The organism is Psychrobacter phenylpyruvicus DSM 7000 = NBRC 102152 (genome assembly GCF_000685805.1).
GTDB classification, from domain to species: Bacteria; Pseudomonadota; Gammaproteobacteria; order Pseudomonadales; family Moraxellaceae; genus Psychrobacter; species Psychrobacter phenylpyruvicus.
This window is the reverse complement of sequence record NZ_JMKP01000002.1, coordinates 22,533-40,068: the sequence shown is the minus strand read 5'-3', so window position 1 is coordinate 40,068 and position 17,536 is coordinate 22,533. Positions and strand designations below refer to the sequence as shown.

Sequence of the window (17,536 nt, the reverse complement as noted above, 5' to 3'; positions counted from 1 at the left end):
TAAATATTAGGCTCCCAGTCTTCATATCAAGCGCTAAGAGCCAGCTATTAATTGTTAATCTCCCATCTAGTGCTGATACAAATCAACTGGGGTCTTAAAGGGTCTATTGGGTAACTCCTGCACCAGTTTTGGCACTAAATAGCCTGGAAGCTGCTCTAGCATTTGCCAATACAACTCAACCGCCTGCTGCTTGGCCATATCGAAATGGGCTGCCCCTTCTACTTTATCCAATAGATGCAAATAATAAGGCAATACCCCTGCTGCAAACAGCCGTTCATTAAGCGCAACTTGGACAGCCACGCTATCATTTATACCTGCCAGCAATACCGTTTGATTCAGTAAAGTTATGCCTTTTTGTTTGGCTTGCAGTAAGTACTGAGCGGTATTTTCATCTATCTCATTGGCATGATTGGTATGCACCACCATGACAATACGACAGCGACTGGCTTCCAAACGCGATAGAAGCTCTGGGTCTAATCTCTCAGGAATGACAATAGGCAAACGGGTATGAATTCGAATGGTGCTAATTTGAGGCAAAGCTTCTAAAGCCTCCAACCACAAAAACAACCGTCGATTTGAAACGCTTAAGGGGTCCCCCCCACTAAGCAGCACTTCACGAACTTCAGGATGCTGACTAATATACGCCTTAATAACATCAAGTTGTTCTGATTTTGGTAAATTAGCTTGATAATCAAAGTGTTGTCTAAAGCAATATCGGCAATGAATGGCGCAAGCACCGGTGACTGTCACTAAGACGCGAGAGTGATATTTATGTAATAAGCCTTGAGTAGGATTTTGCTCATTTTCTGCTAAAGGGTCAGCAACATAGCCACTAACCTTGACTTGTTCCAGCTTATTGGGTAATACTTGAAGTAATAAAGGGTCATTAGCATCGCCCTTTTTCATCTTGGCAACAAAGCCTCTAGGCACCCTTAAACCAAAGCCTTCAGGAATATAAAGCTCAGACTTTATGTGAGTTAATTCCAAAATAACTAGCAACTGATCGATATCTGTAATAACATCTGCTACTTGTGTTTGCCAAGTTATAACCTCATTACTGTCCCCACCTTTAGAATTCTCCTTCGAGTTAATCTCAGATGAGCCAGTAACTATTGGTGTAATAGGGATTTGCCTGTTTTTTTGTTTGGGTAAATGGTTTATCATGGGACTCAACATATTTGATTTTTTGTCATTAATTTGAAATGTATCAGGAGCAATATTGTGGCAAGTTTTTCAACTAACGAATTTAAAGCCGGTCTAAAAGTTATGTTTGATGGCCATCCTTGTGCCATTATCGAAAACGAATTTGTTAAGCCAGGTAAAGGCCAGGCTTTTAACCGTGTCAAACTACGTAATTTGCGTACTGGTAAAGTACTAGAGCAAACCTTCAAATCAGGGGAAAGCTTGGAAGCTGCGGATGTTGTTGATACCGAAATGAACTACCTATATAACGATGGTGAGTTTTGGCATTTCATGCACCCTGAGACCTTTGAGCAATTACAAGCTGATGCTAATGCAATGGTCGATGCTAAGCAATGGTTAAAAGAAAATGGTAACGATTTATGTACCATCACTTTATTCAACGGTGTGCCCTTATCAGTAACCGCACCAAACTTCGTAGAGCTAGAGATTGTTGAAACAGATCCAGGCGTACGTGGTGATACTTCAGGCGGTGGTGGTAAACCTGCTCGTCTAGAAACTGGGGCTGTGGTTCGTGTACCTTTATTCGTTCAGCAAAACGAAATTGTACGTGTTGATACACGCACTGGTGATTACCAAACTCGCGTAAGCCAGTAATTATAGGCCACTAATTCCCTGTAAGGGCTTTAGTACCGTTAGCCAGTCTCAAAAGCTTTATCTGCCTTACTCTGGATCACTATTATACATTCAGTAGCGGTAGAATAAAGCTTGCGAGTCTGGCTATTTTTTTAGCCATTGAATTCAATGCTATTATCCCAGCCACATAAACAGCCACTTAAAGAAGTTATCCTTGTTATGTCCTATCCGCTACTACTCCTAATCTTAAGCCTAATTGTTATTGTGCCTACGGTATTTGTCATCAGTGGCCGCTCAAAACAAAAGCTTCTAGGTAATAGTCAGCCCACTCCTAAGTATCTGGGCAATAATAGCACGACTAAAAATCAGCAGACAGCCCAAGCTTCGGTAGAGCAGCTACAAATCGCTAATAATATCGACCAATACCGAAACCACCCTGCTCTGCCCATTAGCTTTCGTCAGCTACTGGGTAAGATTCACAGCCAGTATCTGGCACTCATAACAGTAAAACTAGCCCCAGACCAGCGTTTTACGGTGGATAAGCTGGCCGGCTCTCGACTCGGTGAGATTATCGATGATTATCTAGCTTTAGACTCAGACTATGCTGAAAATACCATTATAGACAGTCAGAATAATTTGACCAGCCAAGACATTACCTATGGCCAACTTACTTCAATGCTTGAGTTTATGCAGCGGGTCCAAACTGATGGGCAACAGCAGGTAGCTAGCAATATCTTAGCCAACCGTAGCTATTTGCAATCAGTATATGGTGAGTTTCACCCTGAAGCACAGAGCAATGATAGCTTACACAATCTAAAAGCCCCTGAGATGGAGCTTAGTGAGCTCAAGCAGCTACCCACCTCAGAATTATTGGCTGAGCTTGGTCACAACTACCTTGCCGACTGTGACTTAATAGCCCCTAGTGAAATATCTTTGGCAGACCATGCCGATTACTTTGGCACAGAATTGATAATGCAATTGGGACAGCTAACCCTCGCTGCAGAGAGTACCATAGCCTATAGTGAAGCTTTGTTATCCAGTGCGGTAAACCTCTCTGCCTTTGATCAGATATTGACTAAGGCCCTACCCAGTCTATTGCGTAGTACTGTACAGACCAATACCGGTAGTGCTACGGAAAAAAACGAGCCCACAACTGTTATCTCTTCACACCAGCAAGCCTTATTACAACAAAAAATTGCTCGAGTTCAGCAGCTAATAGACGACTGTCTAGATCGACTGGAGAAAGCAGCAAACCAGCAGTATCAAAGCGGAACGACTTCGGCAGATACTCTCCAGTCTGTAAACAGCACCGTAAAAAGTAAACTTTCTCAAGCACAGTACTTATTAGACAGTGGTTTTTTTAAATTATAAGGTCTTAGTAGCTTGATATTTTTTGTAAAATATTTTTAGGCTAATTTTTTTAGACCACATATTATTTATTACAGGGGTTACTTATGGCCTTTTATCAAACTACCTTAATCCTCCCTGCCTATGCTCGTGGCATCCATATTATTACCCCTCATATACGGCAAGCGCTCAATGAACTTCTGCCACAGGGCGCAAAGGCAGGAATGGTAAATTTATTTTTACAGCACACTTCCGCCAGTTTAACCCTGAATGAAAATGCAGATCCCGATGTTCGCCTAGACACAGAGGATTGGTTAAATCAAATTGCCCCCGCGGACCAGCCGCAATATCGTCATACATTAGAGGGACCAGATGATCTACCGGCACACTTTAAGAGCATGATGCTCGGTGTTAGCCTTAATATCCCTTTGATCGACGGTCAGCTCGGATTGGGCACTTGGCAAGGTATCTATTTGTGTGAGCACCGCAATCATGCGGGTGGTCGCCGCTTGGTGTTAACTGTCAATATATAAACCTATATCTACAACCAAACAACCTAACAAAACAAGCTTCTTGCCTACACTCAGACAGAAACAGCTAAATAACTCATACACATCTTAAACCAGGTTAATTGTGTCTAGCGCTAGGCTGTGGTTAACTTTAGGAACACTTATAAAGTTATCCATAATCCGTTATCCCTAATAAACAAAGTACTGTCAATACTAACAACATCAATTTGAAAGACTATTAATAAAATTACTGATATCGGGTTTTAGTTGGTTTGGCAGACTTATTTTATTTTATGAATTTGTCTGGTTTCATAGTCTGGTTTTATAAAAAGAGGTAAAATATGGCTCACTCCTTGTTTGTTAACACTAATCCAAAAATGCTACTACCTGCTCTTTTGCTTGGAGGACTAGTGGGTTTAACGGCCTGCCAACCCTCAAGTGACTCTCAGGATGAGGTCAACAAACAGGCCGCTGAAGCCTCAAACGCTGTTGAAACATCCAGCATTACGGGCTTAGATAATGACCCTAATAACGCTCAGTCAGTAACAGTGATAGAAGGACAAACTGCAGAAAATACAACAGAGCTTAGTGAGGTCGACCCTATCCAAGCGTCTGAGCTGCAAGAGTCGGCGCAGACAGAACCCTCGTCAAGCAGTTTAGAGACAAGCAGCTCAAAAGAGGTGCCCCCTGCTTCAGAAATTCAGGTCACAGATGTTGAGTACCAAGACAGCAAGGGACGAAGTATCCATGTGACTTTCCAAACTTCTGCTACCGCTACCTTACAAGCAGACTTAAGATTACCCTCTGGTAAGCGTGTACTACTAACCGCCCCCACCGGACAAGGTAACAATCCCACTTACCGTTCCACAGATGGCTCTATTGAGTTGGTTACTCATGGTGGCGGCTCTAGCATTGATTTGTTTTATGAAAATCAAAGATCTAAATTTGATGCGGTCAATACAGAATCTGAAATCCTTAAACCGCAGTAGCTTAAAGCTTAAGTACAGTAGTCAAAGCCTATTTATCAAAAAATTGGGGGTTAAAACTGACAGGTCCTAGCTAGGGGTTAGTGGTGAATAAGCCGATAAACCAAACCCCTAAAGTCCAGATTGCTACCGCCAATAAAACCAATACAATTAGGCCTAGAATATCGGGCACATGTAAGTAAAACCAAGATACTACTGGGTTTCGCCAAAACTTTGACTGTTGCTGCTTTTTTTGTAGAGATTGGTGCATAAAAGGACGGTCAATATGGGCAGTTTCTTGTATCCCATATTCTAGTTGCATATGCTCTCGTACAATCTCCAAGGTTTTGCGACTGGGCCGCAAAAAGATATCCATAACCGGGCCTGCAACCGGAACCACGCCTACCACTAAGTCAATTAAGGCCAGTCTAACCGCAGGCGTTAGTTTTTTGGCCGGCACCCCCAGCTTTCTTCCTAACATAAAGGCGTAGCTGGTCAAGAGCAGTCCTGCCACATCACCGGCAATAGGCACTGTGGATAAGGCAGCATCTGCTCCCACCCCTTGCTTAGTAAAAGGAATACGCACCAGAGAATCCATAGCATTGGCGAATTTGGCTAAGCTGCGTTCCATTTCGATTACTTGTTGCCGAGTAAGCCCTTCTTTTAGCAGATTCTGTTCAAACCTCTGCTTTGCTTCTAGTGAAGTTTTGTCGTCTAAAGCGGTCTTAAAAGGCGTGGTTTTAAAAGGTTTCGCCATGAGCGTATCTCATAAATAAAAAAGTTAAGTTAGGCCGTTAAACTCTATCCAAAAACTACTTAAAGCCACCACTAAAAATACATAGCGTCCTACCCAGACATTGGCCAAAAAGGCTTTAAAACAAGCCATAGGCACACGCGTAGCACAAGCTCTATTTTGCTGAGCAAACAGAATAGCGACTAATCCCAAGGCATAAACAGGAACTAAGCCTAGGCTTGTGTCTGAAAAATAATGATAAAAAACCACACCCATGAGAGCCAAGAATGCCGTCTGTAATAAAGAGATAATCAGTACATCATAGCGCCCAAATAATATCGCTGTGGACTTAACCCCAATTTTTAGATCATCCTCACGATCAGCCATAGCATACTGAGTGTCGTAAGCCACCGTCCAGCACATATAAGCAATAAACAGCAGCCAGCACCAGATATCTGGATAGCCTTGCACAGCGACATAAGCCATAGGGATAGCCCAACCAAATGCGGCAGCCAAGAAAACCTGAGGCAAATGGGTAAATCGCTTCATAAAGGGATAAATAAAAGCCAGTATTACCGCCCCTATAGACCAGTAAAAGACCTCAATTGGTAGCCAAAATAACAGGCTAGCACTGATAAGACACAGAACCAAAAAGGCAGCCATCGCCTCTTTTGCTGACAGTCTGCCCTCAGCTAATGGCCGTCCTTTAGTGCGGCTGACCGAACCATCCACTTTTCTATCTGCAAAATCATTGATGGCACAGCCCGCTGCCCGCATCAATATAGCCCCCAACCCAAAAATTAGCAGTACCGACCAAGAAGGTAACACACTAGGCAATGCGGTTACCTTAGCAGGCGCCTTAATTAAAGCGTCGCCAAAAGCAGCTAAGAACACTGCCCAAAGCGTGGGCCATAACAATAGCTCAATGCCCACAGGCTTATCAAAGCGGGTCAAATGAATATAGGCTTGAAGTTTATTTTTAAAATTAGAGTGAGTCATAGCAAGTCAGCAAAGCTAAATCAGTTATACCGAAGCAGTTCGGCCTATTATAAAGGTGTGTTATAAGGGTGAGTTATAAAGGTTCGTAAAAAACCACATAAAAGTTCGTGAAAAAATAAATCGGGAGCCGTAACCAGGATCAGCTCCCTACAAAACAGTAAATTTAATAAAGCTTAATCCGCTGTTAACAACTCGATTAACTGCGAGGGGCTGTCCACCTGATAGGTCGGATTCTCTGCGGCAAGCACTTGCGGATTAGCCGCCCCATAATTTACGGCAATAGAGGTCATGTTTAATTGGTTTGCCATTTGTATATCATGGATACTATCGCCAATAAAGACTGCATCACTCACCTGATAACCCGTCTCTTGCAGGATATCTTGTAGCATCTGTGGGTTTGGCTTAGAGCCAGACTCATCCGCACAGCGGCTACTGACAAAATAGTGACGGCTTTGTGAGTAATCCATGACCCTATCAAGTCCTGCCCGCTTTTTACCGGTCGCTACTGCCAGCTGTTTGTTCTGTGCTTTGAGCTGCTGCAGCATGGCTTCTATACCATCGAAAAGCTGCGAATGTGGCTGATTAGGTAAGGTGCTGTTATAAATATAATAATCGGCATAACTTTGCTGAATCGCCAAGTGCTGCTCTGTAGTAGCTTGTGGATACAAAATCTGTATCCCGCGGATAAGGCTTAAGCCAATGATAGATTTAACCTCTTCATCAGTGGTATAAAACCCATTGGCCTCGCCAGCAACATGCATAGATTTTACAATCAAGCCAATCGAATCCATCAAGGTGCCGTCCCAATCAAAGATAATCAGCGACTTTTGCTTTAAGTCATGCTCAGCATTAGTGGCAACTTCACTCATAGTACTCCAACCCTTCAATAGCCAGACTTAATCTAACTTAAAATCTGCAGGCAACAGCGACTGCATGTCTTCAGGTAGCGGTGCCTTGATCTCCTCATAGTCAGGCACATCTAATTTCCAGGCATGCAAACACAAGCGGCGCACAGCAGATTTGTCATCAATATGGTATTTATCGTCTCCTAAAATGGGGTGACCTAAATAAGCCAAATGAACGCGAATTTGATGGGTACGTCCCGTATGCGGCATGGCCTCTATTAAGCTAACTGGCTCGCCATTAATCTCAAAGCGGGCTAGGACTTTACAGCTTGTTTGACTAGATTTGGCATCCGGATTGCCTTTATCTACTTTCACTCGGCGCTCACCACTAGCAAGGGTGTAGCGTAATAAAGGCGCATCAATACTGATATCATTTAATGCCGGTTGCCCTTTGACTATACATAGATAATGCTTCTGGATGGTCTTTTCGCGCAGACGCTCTTGCAAAGCTTTCAGTGTTGAGCGCTTCTTGGCAATCATCAGCAAGCCTGAAGTATCTTTATCAATGCGATGTACCAGCTCTAAGTACTTTTTATTGGTCGCCTCACGCATGGCCTCAATCACACCGAAATCTAATCCGCTACCACCATGTACCGCCATGCCTGACGGCTTATTAAGCACCATCAGCCCTTCATCTTCAAACACCACACGCTCAAGTAAGCTGTTAGCGAAGTCGGCACTAATGACAGGTTTCTTTCGAGTGGCCAATCTCACAGGAGCAATGCGCACCACATCACCCCGCTCAAGATTGTCATAAGGTTTGCAGCGCTTGTTATTGATACGCACTTCATCGGAGCGAATCATTTTGTAAATATGCGCACGTGGCATGCCTTTTAGACGCGCTAATAAAAAGTTATCTATTCTTTGTCCATGTTGATTACGGGTCACTTCAAGGTGATTCACTTGGCCAAAATCCTTGATATCTTCATCAGCACTTTGGGGTCGAGCCTTGGTGGAATGACGTCTAACTTGGGTAGGTTCAACGCCAACACTGGCCATTAGACCGTCTAGGTCTTGCTCTATTTTTGGGTTTTTATGGTTCATTTTTTCTGCAGTTTTCTCGTAATTTCGATTTGATTTTGACATATTTTGTTAGGTGTTTGGCAAAAGATTTGGTATAGTCTAACACGTTGACTTTGTGTCTCGTGTATTGTTATGAATAAACGCCTATTTTTATGGCCCTTTTGTAATTTCACTCGATGACACCATTATTTGATCTGTATTTGCAACAGCATAACTGTATAGCAATGAGTATCTTGTTAAGTATTCTGTAGAGAATATAAAGTCAGCCCACAACGTTATTTTTATAAACAATGATTTTGGGTAGGTGGTTTAGGAGCTTACAACTTCCTTTTGCCGACTTGGCACCACACCCCATGTAAATTTAACATGTACACAATGTTCTAATATCTTAGAAATATAATAGCTTTGGCCCAAAGCCACTGCTAATTATTGAAAGCCCAGTGCCTAACGTAGCCGCTAGTCAAACTGTGTAAATTTACAACTTACCCAGAATAAATCTAAGCTACCCCTTAGAATTACTGGTAATAAGCATGAATATTTAAGACCAAATTCTGCCAATTGACGGTCAAATAACTGTAATGGAACACTCAATAGATTTTGCTTTTTGTCATAATGAAAAAGCCGTTATTTGCCAAGTACGCCCCGTCGAATTGAGCTCTAAATTGATAATGAGATAAAACTTTAGGATTTTTAAATTTAATTGATTAAGTTTATATAATTAAGACAGACGATCTTTCTGGTCACTGACCCTTTACTAATGACAATATAAGTTAGTGAGTCACACCAGCATGACATAAGGATGACCTTACACCTCTCCTTATCAGCATTAAATAGTTCAGCTCGAAACGCCTTAATTATGACTACTTTCAACCTTAAGCATTAACGTAGGACAGTTTCTAATTAACTGAAGCTGAAAAAAGCAGCGAATACTGATGACAGACATCAAGTAAGAATTGTGCCTTTCAAGAGCCCTTTAGCTTTATATATCTTGGGAGCCATCACAAGCTGCAAACTTAAATACAGCGGGAGGCTAAAACTAACTGCTACCTGCGTAACGCTTAAATAAATAATACCTAAACAAAGTTTGCTTACAAGCTCTTATCCTTGGTCTGCTTACTCATAACATAGCGTCAGCTTTACTGTTTTATCAGAAAAATGCGTTATTAAAATAGAAAGCTTACATTTCAGCTCTCTTCATGCTCAAGCTTACCTTCTAAGTATCAGCCATTGTGTGTCATGACCTAACTAGGACACAGCAATGAAACGCATACTTATTAACGCCACTCACAACGAAGAAGTTCGTGTTGCCTTATGTAAAGGCAACCATCTTTATGACTTCGATCTTGAGAACCGTACCCGCGAACAAAAAAAAGCCAATATCTATAAAGGTCACGTTACCCGCGTCGAGCCCTCTTTAGAAGCAGTCTTTGTCGAGTATGGCTCAAAGCGTCAAGGCTTCTTGCCTGTACGCGAAATCGCCAGCGAATACCTATCAGGCAACCCTCGTGAAGAGAATATCCGTAAGCTAATCAAAGAAGGCGATGAGCTTATCGTTCAAGTCGAAAAAGAAGAGCGCGGTAATAAAGGCGCAGCCCTATCCACTTATGTATCTTTGGCTGGCCGCTATTTGGTATTAATGCCAAACAACCCTAAAGGCGGCGGTATCTCACGTCAGATCTCTGGCAAATTACGCGAAGACATGAAGCGTATGCTGGGCAATTTAGATCTACCAAAAGGCATGAGCGTTATTGTACGTACTGCTGGTATTGGCAAGACTCAAGAAGACTTGCAACACGATTTAAACCATCTGCTGAACATCTGGAATGCCATTCAAGATCAAAACAAAAAATACGCCTCACCTCGCCTAGTGCATCAAGAAGCTGGGGTGGTGACTCGTGCTGTGCGCGACTATCTGCGTGATGATATTAGCGAAATCTGGATTGATAATGAAGAAGCTTTTATTGAAGCTGAAACCTTTATAAAAGCGGTTATGCCGACTCAAATCGACAAGCTACGCAAATATACCGACTTTGAGCCTATGTTCTCAAGCTTCAACGTTGAGCGCCAAATTGAGACCGCTTATCAACGTGAAGTGCGCCTACCCTCTGGTGGTTCAATTGTTATTGACCAAACAGAAGCCTTGGTTTCTATCGATATTAACTCCGCCAAATCTACCAAAGGTGCTGACGTTGCCGAGACCGCCTACCATACTAACTTAGAGGCGGCCGATGAGATTGCGCGTCAATTACGCCTGCGTGACATGGGTGGCCTGATTGTTATCGATTTCATTGATATGAACGATAGCAAGCATCAAAAGGACGTAGAAAAACGCTTGGTTGAAGCCACCAAATACGACCGTGCGCGTGTTCAATTTGGTGAGATTTCGCGCTTTGGCTTGATGGAAATGAGCCGTCAACGTCTGCGTCCTTCACTAGAAGAGTCAACGGGTTACATCTGCCCTCGCTGTCATGGTAATGGCATGATTCGTGACCTACGCTCACTGTCTCTGTCAATTATGCGTCAAATTGAGCAAACGGCGCTAAAAGAACGTCATGGTGAAGTACAAGCTGAAGTACCAACCGATATCGCTGCATTCTTGTTGAACGAAAAGCGCGAAAGCTTAGTGTACCTAGAGCAAGACAGTGGTACCCGCATCACTATTTTGCCGCACGCGCATCTAGAGTCGCCTAACTTCAATCTACACTTTAACCATCATGGCTTTGCTCCAGCAAGCTACGAGCGTGTGACCGATACTCAGCAACAAGAGTCTAGTAACCTAGGCTATGAAGTAGACTGGCAAACTGCTGAAGCAGAACGTCCTGAGCAGCAGCCTACTCGTCAGCCACGCCAGCCCAGCTCGGATCAAACCAAAAGAGCAGCTAGCAAGCCTGCTGCAACTGAGCCAGTAGCCACCCCTGCACAAGCGCCAGCAACTCAAAAACAAGCCCAAGTAGAACAGGCCAAACCTGCCGCTGTGGCTTGGTTATCCAACCTATTTGCGCCAACCCCACAAGCGCAAATGTCAGCCACTGTCAGCAGTGCCGATGCGGCTCAAGCCATTGAAGCCATCGTCAATACCGGCGCTCAAAGCCGCGGTGCTTTTGGTCAAGTAAGTACAACTCCTGTTGCTCCTACTCCTGAGTCTGCTACTGTGGCAACTGAGCCGGCTACACAGACTGAGACCGAAAGTAAAGATGATAGCAGTACAGAAAGTGATAATGACAAAGATCGTCGTCGCTCACGCAGTAGTAGAAGTCGTAACAAATACGACAAACGAGCTAAGTCAGAAAGCCGTCGTCGCCAACCTGAAAAAGACGACAAAAAGTCGACTCAGCAGACAGACAAATCTGATGCTCAACCTTCTGTCCCGAGTCAACAGAGTGATACTAGCGCTAAAGAACTGCCAAAACGTGAGCCTAACAGCAAACGTGAATCACGTGGTCCAATTGAGCGTGGTGAGACCAAGCAACCACACAGCAAGTCTTCTAGCAGCAATCAAGACCAGCGCGCAAAGCAAGAGGACAAAAACAAAGGCTCTGATAAAAACGGCGCCCGTTCACAAAATGAGCGTCAGGTAGATCCTAATGAAGTGAACTTAAGAGTAACCGAAGCTGAAATAACGCTGAAGAAACCAGAAGTGGTTCACATCTCATTGGACGATACAAAAGCCGACCAAGCTAGTGAGGCTAAATCTGACAAATCAGATAAAACTGATGCTACAGCTTCTGCTAAGTCAGATGAGAAAGCTGCCGCCAAAGCACAGCCAAAAACTGCTGCAGAGAAAAATGTAGAAGTAGCAGCCAAAGCTGAATCAGATCCTGGAAAAGCTGATCAAGCTGAAATGCAGCAAAGCAAAGCTGAAGCACAGCAAACTAAAGCTGAAGAGCAAAAGCCGGCTAAGTCAGAAGTCACTGAAAAAGCAGCTAAAACTGAAACGAAACAGGCCGATGATACCGCGGCTGCTAAAGCTGAAAAAGTGGCTGAAGAACCGGCAAAAGAGAAAGTCGAAACGGCTAAGCAAAAAACCAAACCAGTCGCAACGAAACCCGCTCAAGAAAATGAGACTGAAAGCGATAACAGTAGCTTAAGCTTCGACACAAGTGAATTGTTTGCGGATCGTTATGTGGCAGCACAGAAGTTTGGTCAAGCCAGCAATGATCCTCGCTTAATCAAAGCCTCTTTAATGAAGCAGAGCGAAGAAGTAGCTGACACTGAGCAAGCTCAAGCGACACCAGCAGCTGCTATTACTGGTACCGTTGGTCAGTTTATTCATACTCATCTGGCACAGCCCAGTATGCGTTTGGCCAAAGACGGGGTTATCACCTGTTTCTTAGCTGCCCTAAATGCGCACAAAGAAACCTCAGGAGGTCACTCTAAGCCTGCTGCTAAACGTAAGACGGCTAAGAAAAATAGCGCTAATGTGGCTCAAGCCTTTAGCTTTGTAAACTATGGCTATCAGTCATTGTCTCCTAGCTATTTAGAGCGCTTCGCCCAGATGACCTCTGCTGTAGCTGCTCATAATGTCGAGCAAGGCAAGACAGAAGTAGAGCCAACTCCTATTGGTGCCCGTGCGTCGAATGACCCTCGTGGTCAACACCCGGACTATACTGCACCAGCAGCCGATAGCACTACTGAAGTAGAAGTAGAGTCTGCCGTCATAGCTGAGGCTAAGGCTGCTACTACAAAAGCAGATCAGGAGCCCGCTCCAGAAGCTAAAACTGCAGTAGAAGCAGTACAGAAGACTGACAGCTCAACCTCTAAGGCATCAATGGCAAGCCTACTGACGTTAAATGTTGGTGGTTTTGTTAACCAAGTGCTAGGACAAGAGGGTCTAGATATTATTCAGTCTGGTCAGACAGAGGCCGCTTTCTTAAAAGCCATGAGTCAGCCTTCAGATCTGCTAATCTCTGCAGCTCAAAGACTGACTTCTGGCACTCCTAAGCAGCAAGTCGCTCAAGGCTTAGAGCAGCCTGCCACAGCTCTAGTCGATGAACCACAGGCAGATGAAGTTGGTGACGAGAGCTCTGAGGTATTGCAAGATGCAAAGTCTGAAGCTCAAGATAGTTCAGCTACTGCTTCAAATAAGACCAGCATTGAGACTTATAAGAGCATGATTGAAAACATCTCTGAGCAGCTTCTACCCCAAACTGGTCTACTAAACCTGACTTCACCTAAAGTGCCAAAAGCACGTAGTCGTAAGACTAAAGAAGAGCAAAAGAAGCAGGTTCAGGCAGATAATACCTCTGATAGTAATAATGAGAGTTAATTGTTTTAGAACCGTTGCTTAAAGTACTATTTGCTATAAATGATTTTTCTATGGCAAATAGTAAATGTTAATAACAATAAAAAGGCCACTTATATATAAGTGGCCTTTTTTTATATTGTCTTTTATTGAAGTGCTATTGCTCAGTTATGTTGGTTAGGTTGAGCTCATGACATTTAATAAGCATTCTGATTACATAGTGCTAAATATTAGGCTCAGTCTTAACTAGTCTGACTGAACCCTTCTGTGTTAATGAGCGTTTGAACGCATCTTTTTGATCATCGTGACAATAAATAAAACAACCAAACCAATAGCAAAACCGATAACCCCATTTAATAGGTTCGCAGACAAGCCTTCAAATACTCCAGTTAAGTCAGCAAGGTCTTCTACTGCATGTTCTAAGCTATTCACACCATGAACAATAATACCACCGCCTACTAAGAACATCGCTAGCGTACCTACGATAGTTAATACTTTCATTAACTTAGGCGCGGCAGATAGCAAAAACTGGCCTATTTTTTGAGTAGTATTACTGGCTCCTGGCTTGCGCATCATATGCAGGCCTATGTCATCAATTTTAACAATAAAACCAACTAGGCCATAAATACCAATAGTAACTGCAATTGCAATAACTGAAAGTGCTAAACTTTTATCTACCAAACTTGCGGCAGTCATGGTACCTAAACTAATAACCACAATTTCAGCAGATAAGATAAAATCGGTACGGATCGCTCCTTTTACCTTTTCTTTTTCCATTGCAACTAGGTCAACGCTTTCATCAGCATTTGCCGCTACCCGTGCTTGCTGCTCTTCATCATCGGGCAAAAGTCTTGGCCAAAACTTATGAACCACTTTTTCAGCCCCTTCAAAAGATAAAAATAAGCCTCCGACCATAAGTAATGGCGTAATAAGCCAGGGCACGAAAAAACTAATTACAAGTGCGGCAGGTACGAGGATTAATTTATTTACAAAAGAGCCTTTAGCCACTGCCCAAACCACAGGCAGCTCACGACTGGGCTTAACCCCACTTACCTGTTCAGCATTTAGCGCTAGATCATCACCCAATACCCCAACCGTTTTTTTGGCGGCGACTTTGGTCATAGTTGCTACATCGTCCATAATCAAACTAATATCATCGAGTAACATTAATAGACTACCACCTGCCATAAAATCTCCTTAGTTATTCGTAACTTAGATTACTGTCTCACAAAATGTGAATAATAGTCGCTAATAAAACAATAGTTAAAACTACAGCTAAAAACAGTCACAGTAAACCAACTATGATATAAAATTTAGTATTTATTTAATCAATGCCATTAGTTTATCTCGTAATTTAACTAAAATCATATTACGATTGTAAGCAGAACAAGTTTTTTATGAGTTTATTGCAATTGCCTCTACCTTACCTAAAGATGATGAGAGTATATGACTGTTGGCTTTAAGCGTTATAGAAGTTCATCTTAAGCTTTATATAATCTCTAGATTAATAACAACAAAACCTATTGCATTAAAATAGACAAGGATTGACTATGACATCATTATCATTATGTAAGCGACCTTTATTGCTAACCTCGTTGACCGCCATAACTTTATCTGTACTCGGTGGATGTAGCGCACAGCAAGATATTACCAACAGCGATGAGCCTAGCAAGACAACGGTTCATTCTCCAGTTGTAGAAGTTGTAGAAGCGGCACCAATTGTAGTTGTTGCCTCTGATGCAACGTATGAGCGAATGGCAGCGCCGACTCATATTCGCTCTGCTTATACCATATCTTCTACGCAGAACTCTGAGAAATATGCAGAAATTAAACACAATGCGGTGAATGCCACTCACGAACAAGCTTTTGCTACTTTGAGCATTGATACCGATACTGGCAGCTACGCCAACGTACGCCGTTTTTTAAATAATGGACGCCTGCCTCCTACTGATGCTGTTAGAGTCGAAGAGCTGATTAACTACTTCAATTATGATTTTAAAAATGCAAAAAAGCAGGGTAATGCCCCCTTCTTAGTCAGCACAGAGGTGGTCAAATCACCTTGGCATGCCACCAATCGGATTGTAAAAGTAGGCATCAAGGCAGAAGACGTACTCACTGCCAAACAAAATCAACCAGCAGCCAATTTAGTATTTTTGGTGGATGTATCTGGTTCAATGAATAGCAGTGATAAACTGCCACTAGCAAAATCTAGCCTTAAAATACTGACTAAACAGCTGCGAGCGCAAGATACCATCACACTGATTACCTACGCTGGGAATACTGAAGTGGTATTACCCGCAACCCCCGGCAATCAAACTCAAAAAATTCTCAACGCCATAGATAACTTAAGTGCCCATGGCTCAACCAATGGTGAAGCGGCGATTAAGCTGGCTTATCAACAAGCCGAAGCAAACTTCAAGAAAAACGGCATTAACCGCATCTTAATGCTCACCGATGGCGACTTTAATGTTGGGGTCTCTAACGTCAAAGATATGTTACAGATTATCCGTAGCAATCGTGATAAAGGTATTTCTTTATCCACTTTAGGTTTTGGTCAAGGTAATTACAACGACCATATGATGGAGCAAGTCGCAGATAACGGCAATGGAAACTACAGTTATATCGACTCACTATCAGAGGCAAAAAAAGTATTGATTGATGAGATGTCTTCTACCTTTAATACTGTGGCAAAAGACGTTAAAATTCAACTTGAATTTAATCCAGCCGCTGTCTCTGAATGGCGCTTGATTGGCTATGAAAATAGACTACTGGCCAAAGAGGACTTTAATAACGATAAGGTTGATGCTGGAGAATTGGGAGCTGGTAAATCTGTGGTGGCTCTATTTGAAGTGACCCCAGTAGGTCAAAAAGGACTACTCGATGCCAGCCGCTATCAAAAGACAGCATTGACCAATAAAAATAACAGCGAACTTGGCTATTTAAAGATTCGCTACAAAGCACCTAAGTCAGAGACTTCAAAGCTACTAACCTTTCCTATTGACAACAAAGTTACTACTGCCTCAGTAGAGACTAAATTTGCCATGGCTGTCGCAGGCTATGGACAACTGCTAACTGGCAGTAAGTACGTCAATGACTTAACCTATGAACAAGTGGCACAATTGGCCAAACCTGGGCTAAATAGCCCGTTAGATAAAACCAATAGCCGAGCTGAATTTATCAAGCTAGTCGAATTGGCCAATGATTTACAATAGATAATTGAGACTCCTATGCAAATCCAAAAAAGGCAAACCCAAACAATGTCCCCTCTGCAGCTGCTAAAAAAGCCATTACCTACCCTAGCATTACCTCTGGCAATCGCTTCTACAGTATTGCTTTCTGGCTGTAATGAGCAGACGAGTAGTAACTCTAATTCTGAGCCTGAAGCCATACAATCCACAGAGTCAGTAGCCCTATCTGAAGCTGAGACTGATTTGACTGATTTGACTGATGCTACTGAAGCAGCAGAAGCTAGTGGGCAAGTCTCTACTCGCAACCAGCCCTTATCTATTGATTGGAGCCGTATCGATTCAGGTCAAAAACCAATTGCTCCCGAAGACTTCAACTATCCCTTTGAGTTAGAGGGTGAGTCGGTAAAGTCACAAGCCAAATTCTCAGCCATTACCCCAGAGCAAGCGCAGCACACTTTGACAGTGGGCATGGCCAGTAATGAGCCTCTGGAGAAAATACTGGATCAATTGGGTGACAGTTATTTGTCCCATAAATTCTCTGAAAGTGAGGCGAAGTTAATCATTTATACCACCCCAAATGTCAAACCTAGCCAACATGACTATGTCATTGCCCATGAGTTTGCGCGTGGCTTGACCTTACCTATCGAGATTATTCCACAGCCTAAAGCTGAAGAGGTAAAATCAACTCAGCCCGCTACTAAATAAGCGCGGTCTAATGGGTTTGTCTTAACTAATTAACCCATACAGCTCTTACCCACTCTCTACAATATTGAACCAAAAAAAGACAGCGCTAATAATAGGCTGTCTTTTTTGGTTATTTTCTTGCTTAAACTACACTTCAAATAAAAG

At 42.9% G+C, this 17,536-nt stretch carries 13 protein-coding genes; 7 read left to right on the top strand and 6 right to left on the bottom strand.

Translation table 11 applies throughout. The features are described from left to right. Nucleotides 1-66: 66 nt before the first annotated feature. On the bottom strand, nt 67-1,164 hold the full coding sequence (epmB, locus tag G561_RS0100960; RefSeq protein ID WP_081794338.1) for an EF-P beta-lysylation protein EpmB: 1,098 nt from the start codon (nt 1,162-1,164) through the stop codon (nt 67-69). A 57-nt stretch (nt 1,165-1,221) separates the two neighbouring features. On the opposite strand from epmB, the gene efp reads away from it, so the two are divergent. From efp to G561_RS14895, 4 genes are all read left to right on the top strand, one after another. Further along, nucleotides 1,222-1,797: an elongation factor P gene (gene efp, locus G561_RS0100955; RefSeq protein ID WP_028857872.1), complete on the top strand. Its 576-nt coding sequence runs from the start codon at nt 1,222-1,224 to the stop codon at nt 1,795-1,797. A 198-nt stretch (nt 1,798-1,995) separates the two neighbouring features. After that, on the top strand, nt 1,996-3,147 hold the full coding sequence (locus G561_RS0100950; protein WP_028857871.1) for a hypothetical protein: 1,152 nt from the start codon (nt 1,996-1,998) through the stop codon (nt 3,145-3,147). A gap of 83 nt (nt 3,148-3,230) precedes the next feature. Then, nucleotides 3,231-3,656 (top strand): secondary thiamine-phosphate synthase enzyme YjbQ, encoded by a 426-nt coding sequence (locus G561_RS0100945; protein ID WP_028857870.1) that lies wholly within the window; start codon nt 3,231-3,233, stop codon nt 3,654-3,656. 317 nt (nt 3,657-3,973) lie between these two features. Next, nucleotides 3,974-4,621: a hypothetical protein gene (locus tag G561_RS14895; protein ID WP_051584286.1), complete on the top strand. Its 648-nt coding sequence runs from the start codon at nt 3,974-3,976 to the stop codon at nt 4,619-4,621. 70 nt (nt 4,622-4,691) lie between these two features. Here the strand turns inward: G561_RS14895 and G561_RS0100935 are convergent, their stop codons facing one another. From G561_RS0100935 to G561_RS0100920, 4 genes are all read right to left on the bottom strand, one after another. Next, on the bottom strand, nt 4,692-5,228 hold the full coding sequence (locus tag G561_RS0100935) for a DUF4112 domain-containing protein (protein ID WP_227674082.1): 537 nt from the start codon (nt 5,226-5,228) through the stop codon (nt 4,692-4,694). Between the two features lie 150 nt (nt 5,229-5,378). Further along, complete coding sequence (gene ubiA, locus G561_RS0100930; protein ID WP_028857868.1) at nt 5,379-6,329, bottom strand: 4-hydroxybenzoate octaprenyltransferase; 951 nt, start codon at nt 6,327-6,329, stop codon at nt 5,379-5,381. 173 nt (nt 6,330-6,502) lie between these two features. Continuing rightward, nucleotides 6,503-7,198: an HAD-IA family hydrolase gene (locus G561_RS0100925; RefSeq protein ID WP_028857867.1), complete on the bottom strand. Its 696-nt coding sequence runs from the start codon at nt 7,196-7,198 to the stop codon at nt 6,503-6,505. 27 nt (nt 7,199-7,225) lie between these two features. Beyond that, nucleotides 7,226-8,320, bottom strand: a complete 1,095-nt coding sequence (locus G561_RS0100920) for an RluA family pseudouridine synthase (RefSeq protein WP_028857866.1) — start codon at nt 8,318-8,320, stop codon at nt 7,226-7,228. 1,195 nt (nt 8,321-9,515) lie between these two features. Between G561_RS0100920 and G561_RS0100915 the strand changes: the two genes are divergently transcribed. Continuing rightward, nucleotides 9,516-13,523: an Rne/Rng family ribonuclease gene (locus tag G561_RS0100915; RefSeq protein ID WP_028857865.1), complete on the top strand. Its 4,008-nt coding sequence runs from the start codon at nt 9,516-9,518 to the stop codon at nt 13,521-13,523. A 246-nt stretch (nt 13,524-13,769) separates the two neighbouring features. On the opposite strand, the gene G561_RS0100910 is transcribed toward G561_RS0100915, so the two are convergent. After that, the gene (locus G561_RS0100910; protein WP_028857864.1) at nt 13,770-14,687 is read right to left on the bottom strand and encodes a DUF808 domain-containing protein; all 918 of its coding nucleotides are present in this window, start codon (nt 14,685-14,687) and stop codon (nt 13,770-13,772) included. A 362-nt stretch (nt 14,688-15,049) separates the two neighbouring features. On the opposite strand from G561_RS0100910, the gene G561_RS0100905 reads away from it, so the two are divergent. Continuing rightward, a complete protein-coding gene (locus G561_RS0100905) occupies nt 15,050-16,711 on the top strand; it encodes a vWA domain-containing protein (RefSeq protein WP_028857863.1) in 1,662 nt (553 codons plus the stop codon). Nucleotides 16,712-16,756: 45 nt separating this feature from the next. Continuing rightward, nucleotides 16,757-17,392 carry a hypothetical protein gene (locus G561_RS13695; RefSeq protein ID WP_115342977.1) on the top strand — a complete coding sequence of 212 codons (636 nt, stop codon included), beginning with the start codon at nt 16,757-16,759 and terminating at the stop codon, nt 17,390-17,392. The last annotated feature ends 144 nt before the right edge of the window (nt 17,393-17,536 follow it).

Coding starts and splice junctions, on each gene's coding strand:
- G561_RS14895 (WP_051584286.1), top strand. CDS start 3,974: ATGGCTCACTCCTTGTTTGTTAACACTAATCCAAAAATGCTACTACCT.
- G561_RS0100950 (WP_028857871.1), top strand. CDS start 1,996: ATGTCCTATCCGCTACTACTCCTAATCTTAAGCCTAATTGTTATTGTG.
- G561_RS13695 (WP_115342977.1), top strand. CDS start 16,757: ATGTCCCCTCTGCAGCTGCTAAAAAAGCCATTACCTACCCTAGCATTA.
- ubiA (WP_028857868.1), bottom strand. CDS start 6,329: ATGACTCACTCTAATTTTAAAAATAAACTTCAAGCCTATATTCATTTG.
- G561_RS0100925 (WP_028857867.1), bottom strand. CDS start 7,198: ATGAGTGAAGTTGCCACTAATGCTGAGCATGACTTAAAGCAAAAGTCG.
- G561_RS0100920 (WP_028857866.1), bottom strand. CDS start 8,320: ATGTCAAAATCAAATCGAAATTACGAGAAAACTGCAGAAAAAATGAAC.
- epmB (WP_081794338.1), bottom strand. CDS start 1,164: ATGATAAACCATTTACCCAAACAAAAAAACAGGCAAATCCCTATTACA.
- G561_RS0100935 (WP_227674082.1), bottom strand. CDS start 5,228: ATGGAACGCAGCTTAGCCAAATTCGCCAATGCTATGGATTCTCTGGTG.
- G561_RS0100905 (WP_028857863.1), top strand. CDS start 15,050: ATGACATCATTATCATTATGTAAGCGACCTTTATTGCTAACCTCGTTG.
- G561_RS0100945 (WP_028857870.1), top strand. CDS start 3,231: ATGGCCTTTTATCAAACTACCTTAATCCTCCCTGCCTATGCTCGTGGC.
- G561_RS0100915 (WP_028857865.1), top strand. CDS start 9,516: ATGAAACGCATACTTATTAACGCCACTCACAACGAAGAAGTTCGTGTT.
- G561_RS0100910 (WP_028857864.1), bottom strand. CDS start 14,687: ATGGCAGGTGGTAGTCTATTAATGTTACTCGATGATATTAGTTTGATT.